Annotated in this window: 8 protein-coding genes; 7 read left to right on the top strand and 1 reads right to left on the bottom strand. The window is 44.8% G+C overall.

The window, feature by feature from the left end:
- Positions 1-139: 139 nt before the first annotated feature.
- Positions 140-1,111, bottom strand: coding sequence for a tripartite tricarboxylate transporter substrate binding protein (locus OCV52_RS08715; RefSeq protein ID WP_004738325.1), 972 nt, complete (start codon positions 1,109-1,111; stop codon positions 140-142).
- 383 nt (positions 1,112-1,494) lie between these two features.
- On the opposite strand from OCV52_RS08715, the gene OCV52_RS08710 reads away from it, so the two are divergent.
- The 7 genes from OCV52_RS08710 (at position 1,495) to OCV52_RS08680 (ending at position 14,703) form a co-directional block, all read left to right on the top strand.
- Positions 1,495-4,665, top strand: a complete 3,171-nt coding sequence (locus OCV52_RS08710; RefSeq protein ID WP_137406500.1) for an HD domain-containing phosphohydrolase — start codon at positions 1,495-1,497, stop codon at positions 4,663-4,665.
- Positions 4,666-5,060: 395 nt separating this feature from the next.
- A complete protein-coding gene (locus OCV52_RS08705; protein WP_137406499.1) occupies positions 5,061-7,307 on the top strand; it encodes an inverse autotransporter beta domain-containing protein in 2,247 nt (748 codons plus the stop codon).
- A gap of 50 nt (positions 7,308-7,357) precedes the next feature.
- Entirely contained in the window at positions 7,358-8,089 is a 732-nt protein-coding gene (locus OCV52_RS08700) for a hypothetical protein (protein WP_137406498.1), read from the top strand.
- A gap of 73 nt (positions 8,090-8,162) precedes the next feature.
- Positions 8,163-9,089 (top strand): hypothetical protein, encoded by a 927-nt coding sequence (locus tag OCV52_RS08695; protein ID WP_137406497.1) that lies wholly within the window; start codon positions 8,163-8,165, stop codon positions 9,087-9,089.
- A 285-nt stretch (positions 9,090-9,374) separates the two neighbouring features.
- On the top strand, positions 9,375-10,064 hold the full coding sequence (locus OCV52_RS08690; RefSeq protein WP_240700649.1) for a hypothetical protein: 690 nt from the start codon (positions 9,375-9,377) through the stop codon (positions 10,062-10,064).
- A gap of 316 nt (positions 10,065-10,380) precedes the next feature.
- Complete coding sequence (locus OCV52_RS08685; RefSeq protein ID WP_137406496.1) at positions 10,381-12,978, top strand: hypothetical protein; 2,598 nt, start codon at positions 10,381-10,383, stop codon at positions 12,976-12,978.
- Positions 12,979-13,068: 90 nt separating this feature from the next.
- A complete protein-coding gene (locus tag OCV52_RS08680; protein ID WP_137406495.1) occupies positions 13,069-14,703 on the top strand; it encodes a carboxylesterase family protein in 1,635 nt (544 codons plus the stop codon).
- Positions 14,704-14,895 lie beyond the last annotated feature (192 nt).

The raw sequence follows: 14,895 nt of genomic DNA, 5'->3' as shown, positions 1-14,895 counted from the left end.
CTGCTTTAGCCACTTGCGTCTACAACGAATCGGCAAGCTTTGGTAATACGTTACGAATAAACAAAGGAGTTTTAGTAAACTCATGTACGGCGAAACAAGGAAAGAGTAAGAGGGCACTATGACCCTCTATCGTTATTGGTTACTTCAAAAAACCTAGCTCACGCATTAGGTCGCCCATCTGTTTTTCTTGATCTTCTAAGAAGGCGTAGAAGTCTTTGTCGGCTTTGTAGTTATCGATCCAACCGTTACGGTCACGAACCACTTGCCACTCATCGGTTTTGTACATTTTGCCTAACGCTTCGTTCCACTCATCGATCTTCGCTTGGCTTGTATTTGGAGCAGCGAAGAAACCACGCCAGTTCGCAAATACAGTTTCATTGCCGTACTCGGTTAGTGTTGGGATATCTGGTGCTGCTTCAAGACGTTTTGGTGCCGTTACTGCCAGTACTTTTACTTGTCCTGATTTAGACATCTCTAGTACTTCACCAAGACCGGTTGATAGGAGTTGTGTCTCACCAGAAAGCAGTGCTGCCATCGCTTTACCACCAGCATCGTAGGCGATGTAACGAACTTTCTTAGCATCAAAGCCTTCACCTTTAAATGCCGCTGCAACCACTAGGTGATCCATGCTACCTCGTGCAGAGCCACCAGCGATTTTTACCTTACGAGGGTTACTTTCGAATTCTTTTACTACGTCTTCCCAAGTGTTGTATTTAGAATCAGCAGACGCAACGATCGCACCATAGTCAGCAATCGTTGCAGCAACCGGTGTTAGGTCGCGGAAAGATTGAGGGAAGATACCTGTTAGTGAGCGAACAACGATAGGGGTAGAGTTCACCATCAATGTGTCTTCTTGACGCTGTGCTGTTTCGATTAGGTGAGCAATGGCCTTACCACCGCCGCCACCAGATAGGTTTTGGAAAGAGACATTTTCTACGATGTCTGATTTCACCAATACATCACCAGTACCACGCGCTGTCATATCCCAACCGCCACCAGCGCCGCCAGGGATTAGGAAATGGATTTTTTCTACGTCTGCAGCAAAAGTGTTGAAAGAAAAGGTTGCTGCGATAATAGAAGCCGCAAGAGTAGGTTTCAGTGCCTTGAACATGGTTCACGTTCCTTATGTAGGGGATCTCTTCAATGGAGAGAAACTTATGTTTTATATCTAGCTGCTAAACATCACTCTTAGGTGTTGCTAAGCAGATGAAGTTAAAGTTAACGGTGTGTTAACAAAATGTCTTCAATGCGGCGATATTGAGGATAAAGAACATTGGGTGAATAAAGTTCATAAAGTTCACGGGAGTGATAAGAGATTCATTTATATTGATAAATATCACTTAAATTAGAGGATAGTGCGACGTAGAGAACAGTATAAGAAGCGTACAGCACATAGGTCTAAGTTTGTATTGAAGGGGAAGATATGACGTAGTAAAAAGATAAATGTTTCACGGATGTTAAATTTCTAGGCTGGAATTATTCAAGGATAGAATAATGACAAACACAAAAATCTCATTACGGGTGACCGTTGGCGGGATGTTTTTACTTGCAACGGTACTTACGGCAATTGTTGCTGTATCACTTCAATATTACTTTAGCAAAAAGATGGCTACTGAGCATACCTTGTCTAAACTCACCATGGTTTCTCAGGATTTAAGCGAATACATAGGTAGTGTTGATTTAGATGCGATAAACACAGCACATTTACTTTCTTCAGTGAATCGCTCAATGAGCGACCAGATCTCAAGGGAAGAGTCGCGAGATATTCTCTCTGAAGCCATAAAAGGCAATCCGCTATTCTACAGTCTTTATATTGGTTCATCCAACGACAATTTTTTCCAGATCATTAATTTGGAATCCTTTCCTCAGGTTAGAGCAAAAATAGGCGCACAAGATAGCGACAGTTGGGTGGTCATTGACATTAGCAATGGCGAAAAAGGTCGTATTCGTCAAACCAGATACTATGATCTTGATTTTAACCTCAGGGACTCCAAAGCTGAAAAAAGTAATTACTTCCCAACCACAAGACCCTGGTATGTCTCTGCCAATACCGAGACTGTCGAGAAAACCCAGCCATATCTCTTTCAACACCTCCAAATTACAGGCCAAACATATTCATTAGCGTTTGAATCCAAAGCAACGAGCGATACTCAACATGTGATAGGGATTGATATTGTTTTGTCTTCGTTAGCGAGTAAGCTATCTGTGAGTGCGTTGGGTTTAGATGAAGCTAGTCAAGCTGAATCCTTTCTATATTCTAAAGCGGGCAATATTATTGCGTCTAATCGCAATTATCAGTCGAACAACACATTCCCTCAAGCGAATCAAATTAATTGGTCTTCACAGCAACAAAGCATAATAGACAATACATCGCCTTTATTGTTTTCAAATCAAAGTGACCGGGGACCGATGGATTTTTCAGTATCAGGAAAACCACACGGTTATGCGATTGATCTATTGAAAATGATCAGTGAGGTGAGTGGAGTGCAGTTCGAATTTGTAAATGGCCTCTCGTGGGCGGAGTTAACAGGAAAATTCCAAAAGGGAAGTATTGATGGCTTACACTCGGTTCAAAATTACGAAAGCAATGGCATTATCGGTTTATACACTGACCCGATCTATGAACTACCGTTTGCTGTAGTCACGAAACGTGATGCTCCAGCAGTAGTTAACTACCGAGAGCTTGATGGAGAGAGCGTAGCTATTGTATCTGGATGGTCAATGACACCGAAGTTAAAAACTGATTTCCCAAATATTAAGCTTTTGGAGTTTAAGGATATTGAGGCAGCGCTAGACGCTGTCGACAACGAAGAGGTTTTTGCGGTAATTGATGTTAAGCCTGTACTGTCATTTTCATTGGATAAGTTCTTTCATCAGAACTTGAGAGTGAGTGAAGCGCTGCTTGATCTAAAAACAGACTATCCTAATCAATTCCATATTGTTTTGCAGAATAAACACCAATTGCTGTTACCTATCATCAATCAAGCCATCAAGTCGCTTACTGATGAGCAGAAAACGGCGTTAGCTCAAAAGTGGTTTGATCATCAGGCTATGGATGCGGGTACAACGATTCCTTACACGGAACTCTATGAAAAAACCGCAACAGCGACCGCCGAGGGGGAGATGGTTGAGCTAAACCTCAATGGTGAACTTAAACACCTATATTTGAAGAAGATCGATACGGGTGAGCACTACTCAGAATACTTTGCTGTGGTTATCCCTGAGGCTGAAGTATACAGCGCAGTTAACAAGCGAGTAGCGACCTCGGTTAGTGTGACAGGTTTATTAATGAGCCTCACCTTGCCTGTAGCGTGGTTCTTTGGCGCGCCGATTGTGCGGCCAATACGTAAGCTCAAAGTTGAAACTAACAAAGTAAAGCAGCGCGACTATGACAATGTGTCCGTGCTTGATACTCCTATCAAGGAAGTATGGGAACTATCTGTCGCAGTTAAAGACATGGCCGCCGAAATAAAACAGCACGAACAAACGCATGAAGCCTTTGTAGAATCTTTTATTAAGCTGATTGCACAAGCCATCGATGACAAGTCTGCCTATACCGCAGGGCATTGTAACCGTGTACCTGAGCTCGGATTGATGTTGGCAGAAGCGGCTGAAAAATCTCAATCAGACTACTTTAAAGACTTTAAATTTGAAAATGACGATGAACGTCGCGAGTTTAGAATAGCTGCGTGGCTGCATGATTGCGGAAAGATCACCACGCCAGAACATATCGTCGATAAAGGCTCTAAGCTAGAAGCGAACTACAACCGTATTCACGAGGTGAGAACACGATTTGAGGTGCTTTGGCGTGATGCAGAGATTACGGCTTTGCGTAAGCAGCTTGAAGGTGAATTGCCAACGGATCAGATAGCCGAAGAGTTAGCTATAACGAAGAAAAAGTTACAAGACGATTTTGCGTTTATCGCGACATCTAATGTGGGTAGTGAATTTATGAGTGATGATAAGGTTGCCCGTATTCATTCTATCGCTGAAACGACTTGGACGCGTAATTTTGATGACCAATTGGGTTTATCGCCAATAGAGGCGATGAATAGGATACCTAACTCCAGCTTACCCGCTAAAGAGCAACTTTTAAGTGATAGACCAGAACACATAGTGAAACGCGACCGACCATTAGAGTTTGATCCTAAGCATCAAATAAAAATGGATGTTCCTGAGCACTTGTACAATTTGGGAGAAATTTATAACTTAAGTATCTCACGTGGCACTTTAACGGTGGAAGATCGATTCAAAATCAATGAGCATATGATAGGTACCATCAAAATGCTTGAAAGCCTGCCATTCCCGAAAGAACTTAGCCGAGTGCCGCGCTATGCGTCGACTCACCATGAAACGCTTAAAGGTACAGGCTACCCAAGAAAGCTGACTGCCGAAGACCTTTCTATTCCAGAGCGTATCCTAGTTATATCGGACATTTTTGAGGCGCTGACCGCTGCTGATAGACCTTATAAGAAAGCGAAGCCAATCAGCGTTGCCATCGACATCATGCACAAGATGGCTCTGGATGAACATATTGACATAGAACTGTTTAGGCTGTTCCTAACGAGTGAGACCCACATTCGATACGCTGAAACGTATTTGAAGCCAGAGCAAATAGACAGCGTCGACTTGTCGAAATATCTCCAGAAAAGTGCTGCAGCTTAATACCCCGAAATTAGAAGGTGCTTCGCTACTCGATGCAAAATAGGTAAATACGCGGTTTACCTTTAACTTGGCAGGACTTAAAAGCGCACCCAATTGGTGCGCTTTTTCTATGCAATATCACTATGTGTCAATAAGTTCGCAGAAAAACAAGATGAAAAAAAATCTCATTTTTTGAAGTAACAATTTATTGATTGGTAACCCATATTAATAAGGAGTTTACTTGGTAATTTCATCAATAAAAAACTAAAAAATTTCTAAATTACACACCTTTTAGCCATCACTTCACCTTCCAAATTGTTGAATTTAAGTACTTTTCATCTTTCACGGTGAATCACGCGGTAATTCACGCTTTCTTGATTAAGATTCTGAAAAATTTTTGAAGAATCCATTTTGTCATGTTTAAGCCACGAACCATTAATGCTGTGTTCTTACTGCCATGTAGTTTGGCTGTGAGCCTAGCATGTTATGCAAACCCATTAGAGGGCGACCAATTAAAACCCCTAGAGGTAGCTTCAACCGTACAAGCTAACAATGCGCAAGTTAGCAGTGAGCAAGCGACGGTGAAAAATACCTTTGTCACGTTTTCAGCTTATCAAGTCGATGAAGCGCTGCTAAATGTCATTACTAGCATGAGCACCTATTGTCGTGAGGTTGAACTAGGGAAGGACGAGCTTCAGTGTGGTCCATACAGTGATGCGGAGTGGAAAACGGTAGAGCCACTTATTGCTGAATTGACCGATCACCAATATCAGACCCGCAAGGGGTTAGATAGTACTTCGTTGCCAAACCTGGCTTTGGACGAGGGTAAGCTTAACGAAGCTAACCCTTATGTTGCTCCAATGACTTCTGAACTCGTGACCATTGCTCAACAGCAGTCTGAGCAGGGCAACATTCGCGCCTACCAAGAGCAAGTACCATCTCGTTTAGTGGCTGCTGGTGTGAGTGAAACAGAAGACTGGTTATCTGAAGCTTTTGGTGGCGCACAGTTTGATTTAGGCGTCTCTTTAGCGAAAGGCAGCAAATGGCAAGTTGATCAGGTTGAAAGCCTGTTCCCTTTTTGGCAAGCCGACAATAAATCTTTGTGGTTTATTCAAGCGGGTGCGGTGTTTAACCAAGACGACTTCCATGGCCGAGACTTTTCGCACATTGGTACGGGTTATCGTCAACTCGCTGAAGATGAGTACTACGGGATAAACACCTTTATAGATTATGACCATCAGCGCTATCACCGAAGAATGAGCTTAGGTGTTGAGTACGGGGTGGGTTACGGAAACATGAGCTCCAACTTCTACTTTCCTCTGTCGAATTGGAAAGATTCGCCGGACGAGTATGAAGGGATGAACAGCCTTGTTGAAAAACCTGCGAAGGGTTGGGATCTCACGCTAGAAAGCTATCTGCCGATGGATACACGCTGGAAGTTAAGTGGTACAGCGGGTCAATACCTTGGTCGATACGTAGAACATCGCGATGGCAGTAACCCGACCAAAAACCCGTTGCGTTTCGAGTTAAACACCGAGTTTAAACCGACCAAAGAGCTGGCGTTCTCGTTGGGATACCAAAACGAGGAAGGGGCAAGTGAACAGTGGATAGCTGGTGTTAACTATACCTTGTCTCTTGGCGGTTTTTACGAGCCTGAGCGCCGTGAAGTTTTCCAAAGCTCATTACCAAAACAAGACCGTTTAACGGACTTTGTTGAACGTGACCATAACATTGTTTTGGAATACAAACAGAAATACGCAGAGATCAGTATTCGTCTGCCTGAATCTGTGGTGGTTGCAGAAAACTCTCAGCAGTCATTAGCGGAGTGGATGGAGGTGAAAGGGGGACCTGACATCGTCTCTTACACCTGGTTAGGTACTGCTAATCCGTATCTGAACAGTCAGAGTGCTTCGGTACCTTTATTTACCGCGCCAAGCTACCGCTATGACGGAAACAATACACTGTCGCTTAAGGTGAGATACAAACTCAAAAGCGGCCAAGTGAAAGAGTCTAACACCATGTCGATTACGGTCACTGACAGTAAGTTTCTTGAGTCAATTTCGTTTGAACCAGAAACCGCGACCGCGGGTGAAAGCATCGTTGCGAGTGCCTTATTGAGCAAAGCCGTTGCCGATATCCCGGTGACCTATCAAATCACCGCAGAAGACTTAACATCTTTGACGTTGAATGGGGAGACGTTAGAGCTGGAGCCGAACCAAGCGAACTTCGTTTACCAAACCGTCACCAATGAAGAAGGCATTGCTGAGCTGGTTTTACTGAGTCATGTGGCGCAATCCGTTACGGTAACAGCAATTTACGACCAGAACGAACAAGACGCAAAGCAAGGCAATATCGAGTGGTTAAAGGGCAGTGTCTATCGTGTCGACCTGTTTCATGAAGGGCATCATCTGAATGAAGACCTATTTACGACAGAAGCCATCACGGCTTATGTGTTCGAAGATGAAGCGGCGGTCTTAGACCTTTCTCAATACTCGTTCCAATGGTTCCGAAGAGAGCATGATACTCAAAACGAATTCACCAAGGTGGCGAACGCCAATCAGCAAAAGTATGTGTTGAAAGGCGAAGACCAAGGGTTCCAGTTCAAAGTCCAAGTGACAAAGAAAAAAACGTCGGATTCAAAGTCGGCGACAAACAACAAGTAATTCATAACTAACAATAAAACATGAACGTTTTCGTTCACAAAGGAAAGACAATGAAAAAATCAATGATCACTATCGGCCTACTTATGGGTGGTTTTACAGCAACAGCAGCTTGGGCTATCGAAAGTGTTGCGACTGCACCTGTACTGGGTCACCAGCCAACAGTAACGGCTCCTGTAGTAAATACGCCAGATATTCTATGGGCACCAGCACCTATCGAAGTTAAGTTTGATGCACCGACTCTTGAAGACCAAGACGATGATGCCATCACCAAGGTGACGTACTGGCTAGAAGATGCGAGTGGCACCAAATACGCAAAAGTAGATGAAGCGGATATCAGCGAACTGGACGACGGTGTCATTACATTTTCAAACTTCACTGAGTTAAAAAACAAACAATTAAACCTAGTGTGGCAAGTTCATACTCAATACGGCTACCCATCAACAACGCTTGTGTCTAATGAAATGACTTCGAACAATTTTACGGTTGGCGCGAAGACGGCTCTTACCATCAGCGGTACAGCTGAAGTGGGTCAAACTCTGACGGTACACGCGGATGACGGTGCGGTTGTTGACCTGGCTAAAGCAGATGTGACGTTCACACTGACACCAAACGCAACAGACACAGCTGGCCTTTACCCGCAAGGCGATGCTGAAGCGGCGCTTCAAGCAGCGCTGGTTGATGCTGGTGATGACCTAACATTTGTTCTACCGAAAGAGGCACAAGGTTACACGATCACTGCGTCTATGAACGAAGCACCAATTACGCGTGCTTCACTACGTTAATCCTTTGAGATTGCTTTAACCACTAACCAAGCGGGCTGTTTTCAGCCCGCTTTCTCTCGATAGGGGTACAACCATGATACGTCAATCCATCATCACTATTTTGGCTTTATGCTGTTCTTGGTCAGCGATGGCAGAATGCCCTGAAAACCAAGTTTGCTCTAACCACACGCCAGCCATTTCAGGCCACGGTTACCCAACTGATATGCCTGAATGGAATGTCGCACCGAGTGAGAACAACACCATAGGCACTGGCCCTATTTCCGTTCGTCCTATTCAAGATCTCGATCCCGATGGCGATGAGGTCATTGCCGATTCAAAAACCTACCAGTGGTGTAATGACAAGGGAGAGTGCTTTGCGAATTCGCCAACCCTGACCATCAACCCATCGGACATTGATAAGGTGTTTAATAAAGGCGTGGGCTTTAAGCCTCTGACCGTGACATACAGCGGCAAGGTTGACAAGGGCTACCCAGAAGCAACGCGCACTTTTGAAAGTGAACCATTACCCGTGGCACTTAAGTACCCACCAGATGGTACCAAAGGGATTTGCTATGAAGCGCAAACCGTCGATCATATGCAAGTTGCGTTTGGCAATATTGTTTCAAATCCGTCTGGAAGCAGGCGCTATCGATTGAGCTTTCCAACGCTGGCGTTCGATTTTTTGCCGGGCGTGACGGAAATTACTGAATTGGCAAGTGAGCCACCAGTCAACTTCAGCCCATCGACTCCAAAGTTTCAAGACAAAAAGCTCCCCGAAACGCTGGTTGTCAATTTCTCATACGATGGCAATAACCCGATACCGATTACGCTGACCAAGCAACCGATTCCCCCTAGTTTTGGGCTAGTGATATATCAAACGACAGACAGCAACTTGGCTTTGCCTTATCCCGAGGCAAACCCTGAAATCACCATCAGTCACCTTCAATTCCAATTTACGATGGCGGGCAGTGACCAAGACAGAAGAAAAAGTATGGTCAATTGCCAGCAGTTTGACCGCTAACCATCTCGATATGACTCATTCAGTTAGTCATGCATTTAAGGTTGCGAGCACTGAGGGCAAATAGCTGCTTGCCTTCAGTGACTGTTAATCAACCGTTTTGATGCAATCAGCTGTAGATATCAATCTAGTGTGGGATGGCAGGCTTGTTCTCGCCGTTATATTCCATTTACGCAGTTTGTATTCGTTCACTGTGCAATGCACCCGTTTCTTCAGCCTCTAGAGCAGGCCGACTTGTGCCTTTTAACCATTTTACCTTTTTATTTAATCACCAAGAGACCAACAACCATGAAATTTTCTCCTATTTACGCGGCATTGCTCACCAGCTTAGCCAGCATTTCAGCAGCTAATGCTGCTCAACACTCTCAGAACATTGCTAACGAATATGGCGCGGACAATATTGACCCTCACCTGAAGTGTTTAGATCTCAACCCTGTTGGTGCCAGTCCATACTGTGTGGCTAATTTTAAACCGAAAGGGCTTACTCTAGAGCCTAATCAAAGAGTCTTGATCACCACGCCGGTATCGTTCCCGCAGGGGGAGTGGTACCCAGAGCAAGCGCCATCTAAGGTGGTGATTCGAAGTTCTGATAATCACAATTCCACTTGTTCGAGCTTAGGCAGCAACCAGTGGTCTTGTTTGCTTCCTGAGTCTGGTTTCCACAGTACGGGTATGCAAGTTGAGATGTGGGTGGCCGATGGCGTGCGCAGAATGTGGGGAGGCGAACTGACCGTCGATGATTTAGTGGAGCCGGTACCGATGGAGGCGTGTATTGACCGTGCAATTGCCTCGATTGAATTATGGAAACATCAGGGGTTTGATAGCTACCGCTATACCGCAGAAAAGCTGCACTTAGCGCTGGAAGGGCTACCGACTATCCCTTACCAAGACACCATCGATGAAAATGCTCTGATTCTCGACATTTTACACACCTGCGCCTTGCAAAGTGACAAGGTGCCCGCGCTTCTTAAGCCATAACACTGGCGATTCTTTCACTGAGTGCGCCCGCTTTCTATGAAGCGGGCTTAATTAGCTAACTCATTGAATTAACAGCCTCTAAAAAAAGCTCATAAAACCTAAACTAACGGTAATTCACTGTATTTCACGCCAAATCGAGCACAAGCTTGGCGGGTCTTTAAACGTTGCTTGCTGCTGGCTGTGACTTCCAACAATGCCATCTGGATGAGCATATTCGATTGCACTTGTTGCCAATGAGCTCGAAGCGGTTGAGGTTTTGAAGGCCTTTATCTCCATTTACATATTGTTATTTTCAATCAAAGAGACTGAAATCTTAATGAAATTTTCTCCTATTTATGCGGCGCTGCTAACCAGCTTAGCCAGCATTTCAGTAGCCCATGCTGCTCAACACTCTCAGAACATTGCTAACGAATATGGCGCGGACAATATTGACCCTCACCTGAAGTGTTTAGATTTCAACCCACATGGTGCCAGTCCATATTGTGTGGCTAATTTTAAACCGGAAGGGCTTACTCTAGAGCCAAATCAAAAGGTATTGATCACCACGCCGGTATCGTTCCCGCAGGGGGAGTGGTACCAAGAGCAAGCCCCATTTAAGGTGGTGATTCATGGCTCTGATGGGCGTAATTCCACTTGTTCGAGCTTAGGCAACAGCCAGTGGTCTTGTTTGCTTCCTGAGTCTGGTTACCACAGCACCGGTGTTCAGATAGAACTGTGGGTGGCCGATGGCGTACGAAGAATGTGGGGTGGTGACCTCATCATGGACGATTTGATCCCTGATGCGCCTGAAATTGAAAATGCATCCGCGACATTTGTGCCAGCAAAAGGTGAAAACCTGACCCGAGACGGCAAAATGTGGCTAGCGACTCAAACGCCAATCGATGTAACGTTAGACTTTGATTTAGTTAACGGCAGCACAAACAGTTTTGCTAACCAACCTATTCGAGTGCTACTAGAAAAAACGGTCGGTACTGGCGAAGATAACACCACAACAGAGTGGGTAACGCTATCAGGCCAAGCTAGCAATATCACAAATGGTCACAACACCATTACGGGTCAGGTTATCCCTTCACAAGGTTGGGATTCAGCGGCGTTCTACAGTGTATCGCTGGGTTATAAGCTGAACGACAATGACACACCGGTTTCTTTTGTCGATCCGCAAGGCCGCACCACAATGACAGGTCAAGGCGCTTACTTGAGTGCATCGCCAATGCGTATTGTCGATTCTAACAACCCAGACAGTACCTGTGTGTTGACACAAAACACCCCGGAGTCGTGTGACTTTATTGCAAACGGTAGCGGTGTAAAACTGACGGGTCTTAATGTATGGCAAGATGATGACAATCGACAAAGCATCCAAGCGGGCACCCAAACTAAAACGTTACAAGGTGGCCACGTAACAAACGACGTCGCGTTCGATCTTCAAACCACAGGCAAACAGACGTTTACTTGGAACAACGTTTCTACGGTTGTGACGTACAACACTGATGCCAGCCAAATTGTGCTTGCCGATGCTGATGCAACGAACGATGTGGTTTACGACAACGCATACATTAACGGTGCCGTTACTAAGGTGACAAACAAAGGTAACCGAAATGGCAGCCGTGAAGCGCGTAATACTGGTATTCAAGTTTCACTTGATACACTAGATCACAGTGCCATTTCAGGTTTGGAAAGTGTTACTTGGTCGGCAGAGTATCCGCTGGTTGAGTTTGTGAAGGTATACGCTCCTGAGCTACCAAGCCTAGTAGAAGAAGGTTTGAAACTGGTAGAGAAGGCAATCAATGGCACTATCTTAGCGAACTCTGTCGAGTTCTCTGAAGATGGTCAATTCTACTTAGATGTTGCTTCTCTTAACGATGGTATTACAGACGCAATTGCAAACTTAGGCAGTCAGTACGACCAGTACTTCCCACGTTTTGCAAACGTTGTACTCCCACTGGATCTTGTCGCGCATTACCGAGTACACGGTGTTGATAAGGTGAAGTCAAAACGCTTCAATATTGCGATTGGTGACCGAGGTAAGCGTATTGTTAACTTCGATAGCAATGGTAACGTACGGTGTTTGACCAATGTTGGCGGTAAGTTTGCTTTCCAAGATTGTGACACATCACAAGCGGTAAATGAAAATACCGACCCTAATGTGCTGTTTAAATTTGTACCAGCGGCGCCAGGTACCATCACACACCCGACGAATGTATTCCAAGTTCGCCCAGCGAGCGATGATACACAGTGTTTAACGGTGAACGGTTACAGTAGTTACAATGTGGTTAGCCAAGGATGTAATGTAGACGCTGGTGTGTCTCAACTGTTCTCTTTTAAAGCACAATCTGATTTTCACCTAGAAGAATCGATTCTTGCTTCAGGCAATACTGCAGAGATGACGATTTTTTCATTGTGGAATGGCCGTGTCTTTGACCGCAGTGCCGGTGGTGCTGGTGGTAGTCAATGGGGCGATTTGATTGTTTTCTCGAGAAATGGTGACAAGGGTTCAATGAACCAGCACATGTTTGTTTCTCGTTTCGGTATTCAAAATGAAGCGAACCGACCACAAACTGTGCCGGTAGATTTAACTATGAGATGTCAAACGGGTGGTTCATTCCTGAATTACTGGAGCCGTATCCAGCTGACGGCGACCAACAACTCAGATTACGACGCGTATGTTCGTGTTAACTGGAATGAGCGTTGGGAACTGGTTCGCGCGGGCACAACTCGAATGGTCGATAACCGTTTAATGTCTATGCCAGTGGCTTTCGATCAGGTGTATCGTTTCTTCCCAGAGTTTAACCCACACAATGCATTCTTCTCTTTGCCAGCGAATGAAACGAAGTGTGAAGCGGGAATGGGCCGACCAAATCTTGATTTCACTGAGACGAAGAAAGGTTACAACGCTTGGACAGTCGCTCCTGAATAATCGTTTGTAAGCATAGGGAGCAAGGTGACAAACCTTGCTCCTTTTTTGATTTTTACGAATAACACTGATTCTCTATTTTTGAGTAAACCGATGAAAAATACATTATCAATCTCGATTGCAAGCGCCGTTCTAGCGTTAAGCAACCAAGCTATTGCAGCACCAAGCGTGGATATTGAAGGGGCGACACTACAAGGCCTAGCGCATTCGCCGGTGGGCTATTCATCACAAGTCGATGCGTTTATGGGCGTAAAATATGCTTCAGCAGAACGCTTTCAGGCCCCCAAGCTTAATCACTTTAAAGCGGGCGTTCATTATAATGTGACTTCTGCAGGGGATATCTGCCCGCAAATACCTCACACAATGGAAGCGAACGGCGTAGTACAAGAAACACAAAGTGAAGACTGTTTAAATGCGAACGTTTGGCGCCCATCTGGGGTTGAACAAGGCGAAAAGCTGCCCGTTTATGTGTTCATTCATGGCGGTGCATTTGAGCTAGGCTCTAGTACAGTTAAGCAGTTTGATGGCGCGAAGCTTGTTGCTAAAAATGCAGATGAGGGCAACCCCTTTATTCTGGTTAGCATGAATTACCGTTTGGGTATTCTTGGTAGCTACTACAGTGAACAACACTCTGGTAACTACGGTATCCAAGACCAGAAGGCGGCGTTGCAGTGGATTCATGCCAATATTGATAGTTTTGGTGGCGATGCCGACAACATTACTTTGTTTGGTGAAAGTGCAGGTGCGATGTCGATTGGCATCCAATTAATGGATGAGCAACAAAACTCTCACCTGTACCAACGTGCCATCATGGAAAGTAATCCATATGGCGTTAAGTACAAAGATGCGGAGTCAGCGAAATGGGTAGCGGGTGTTGTTCAAGATAAGCTTGGAAAGAACAAAGACATTTCTAGCGTGCCTTTTGAAGAGATCGTGGATGTCCAAGTTCAAATGAAAGCGGCGGCAACGCAGCTGAATAGCTTGACTAGTATTACCCCTAAAACAGCGGGTCTGTTATCTTGGGCACCCTATGTCGATGGAGAGACTGTCCCGTATCAGCCGAGTGAACTAAAATCGATAAATGGCGTTGATGTGACTCTGGGTTTCAACCAAGATGAGTCGAATATCTTTGTTGCGCCGTTTGATGCGCTTCTTGATTTACCCGGCAGTTATAACTCACTGATTGATCTGTTTTTCGGTGCAGATAAGGGCTCTAAGCTGCGTAATATCCCGGAGTTCAAATTAAGCTTCTGGAATAGCACCGCAGCAAAGCGTAAAACCAATGCCCGCAAACTCATGAATCAAGTGCTGTTTGCGTGTTCATCTCAACAGGTTGCGCAAAACTTGGCTGCAGGTGGTTCGAATGCGGCGCTGTACCAGTTCAACTATCAACCTGATTTTAGCCTGTGGCCTGACTACTACGTAGAGAGCTTTGCCAAAACGTGTAAGGCATCGGAGAGTTCATGTCATGGTGCAGAGCTTTCTTTTATTTTCGGTAATGAGGTGAATGCGGTATCCGGACCTGCAGAATTTTCTAGCAAAGATAAGTCGGTTAAAAATGATCTTATGTCGCAGTGGTTACAAACCTCTACATTCACACCGTACGCTTCAGAAAAAGATAATGTGACGGTTTTTAACACTAAGGGTGAGTTTGTTACGGAAAATGATTGGGACAACACGCTTAATGCCAGCTTATGTGAACAAGTAAACCAAGTGATGGCTTTGTAGCCTGTATTGCAAGAGCATGAGCCGAAAGCCTGACTACTATTAGTCTTAATCATTTGTTAGTTAAATGGTTAGGTATCAATCAAAAAGCCACAGTTTATGTATAAAACTGTGGCTTTTTTATTTTCTTGGTAAATCAAATAAATTTCAGGTCAAATAGTAAACGTTTTTCCTCTATTTTTGCGTAGTGATATG

The sequence above is a fragment of the Vibrio chagasii genome, assembly GCF_024347355.1.
Lineage (GTDB): Bacteria > Pseudomonadota > Gammaproteobacteria > Enterobacterales > Vibrionaceae > Vibrio > Vibrio chagasii.
The sequence above is the reverse complement of the archived record's forward strand: the minus strand, read 5'-3'. Positions and strand labels throughout refer to the sequence as shown.

What these genes read in the sequence shown, in the direction of transcription:
- OCV52_RS08710 (WP_137406500.1), top strand. Translation starts at nt 1,495, where the DNA reads ATGACAAACACAAAAATCTCATTACGGGTGACCGTTGGCGGGATGTTT.
- OCV52_RS08680 (WP_137406495.1), top strand. Translation starts at nt 13,069, where the DNA reads ATGAAAAATACATTATCAATCTCGATTGCAAGCGCCGTTCTAGCGTTA.
- OCV52_RS08715 (WP_004738325.1), bottom strand. Translation starts at nt 1,111, where the DNA reads ATGTTCAAGGCACTGAAACCTACTCTTGCGGCTTCTATTATCGCAGCA.
- OCV52_RS08705 (WP_137406499.1), top strand. Translation starts at nt 5,061, where the DNA reads ATGTTTAAGCCACGAACCATTAATGCTGTGTTCTTACTGCCATGTAGT.
- OCV52_RS08695 (WP_137406497.1), top strand. Translation starts at nt 8,163, where the DNA reads ATGATACGTCAATCCATCATCACTATTTTGGCTTTATGCTGTTCTTGG.
- OCV52_RS08685 (WP_137406496.1), top strand. Translation starts at nt 10,381, where the DNA reads ATGAAATTTTCTCCTATTTATGCGGCGCTGCTAACCAGCTTAGCCAGC.
- OCV52_RS08690 (WP_240700649.1), top strand. Translation starts at nt 9,375, where the DNA reads ATGAAATTTTCTCCTATTTACGCGGCATTGCTCACCAGCTTAGCCAGC.
- OCV52_RS08700 (WP_137406498.1), top strand. Translation starts at nt 7,358, where the DNA reads ATGAAAAAATCAATGATCACTATCGGCCTACTTATGGGTGGTTTTACA.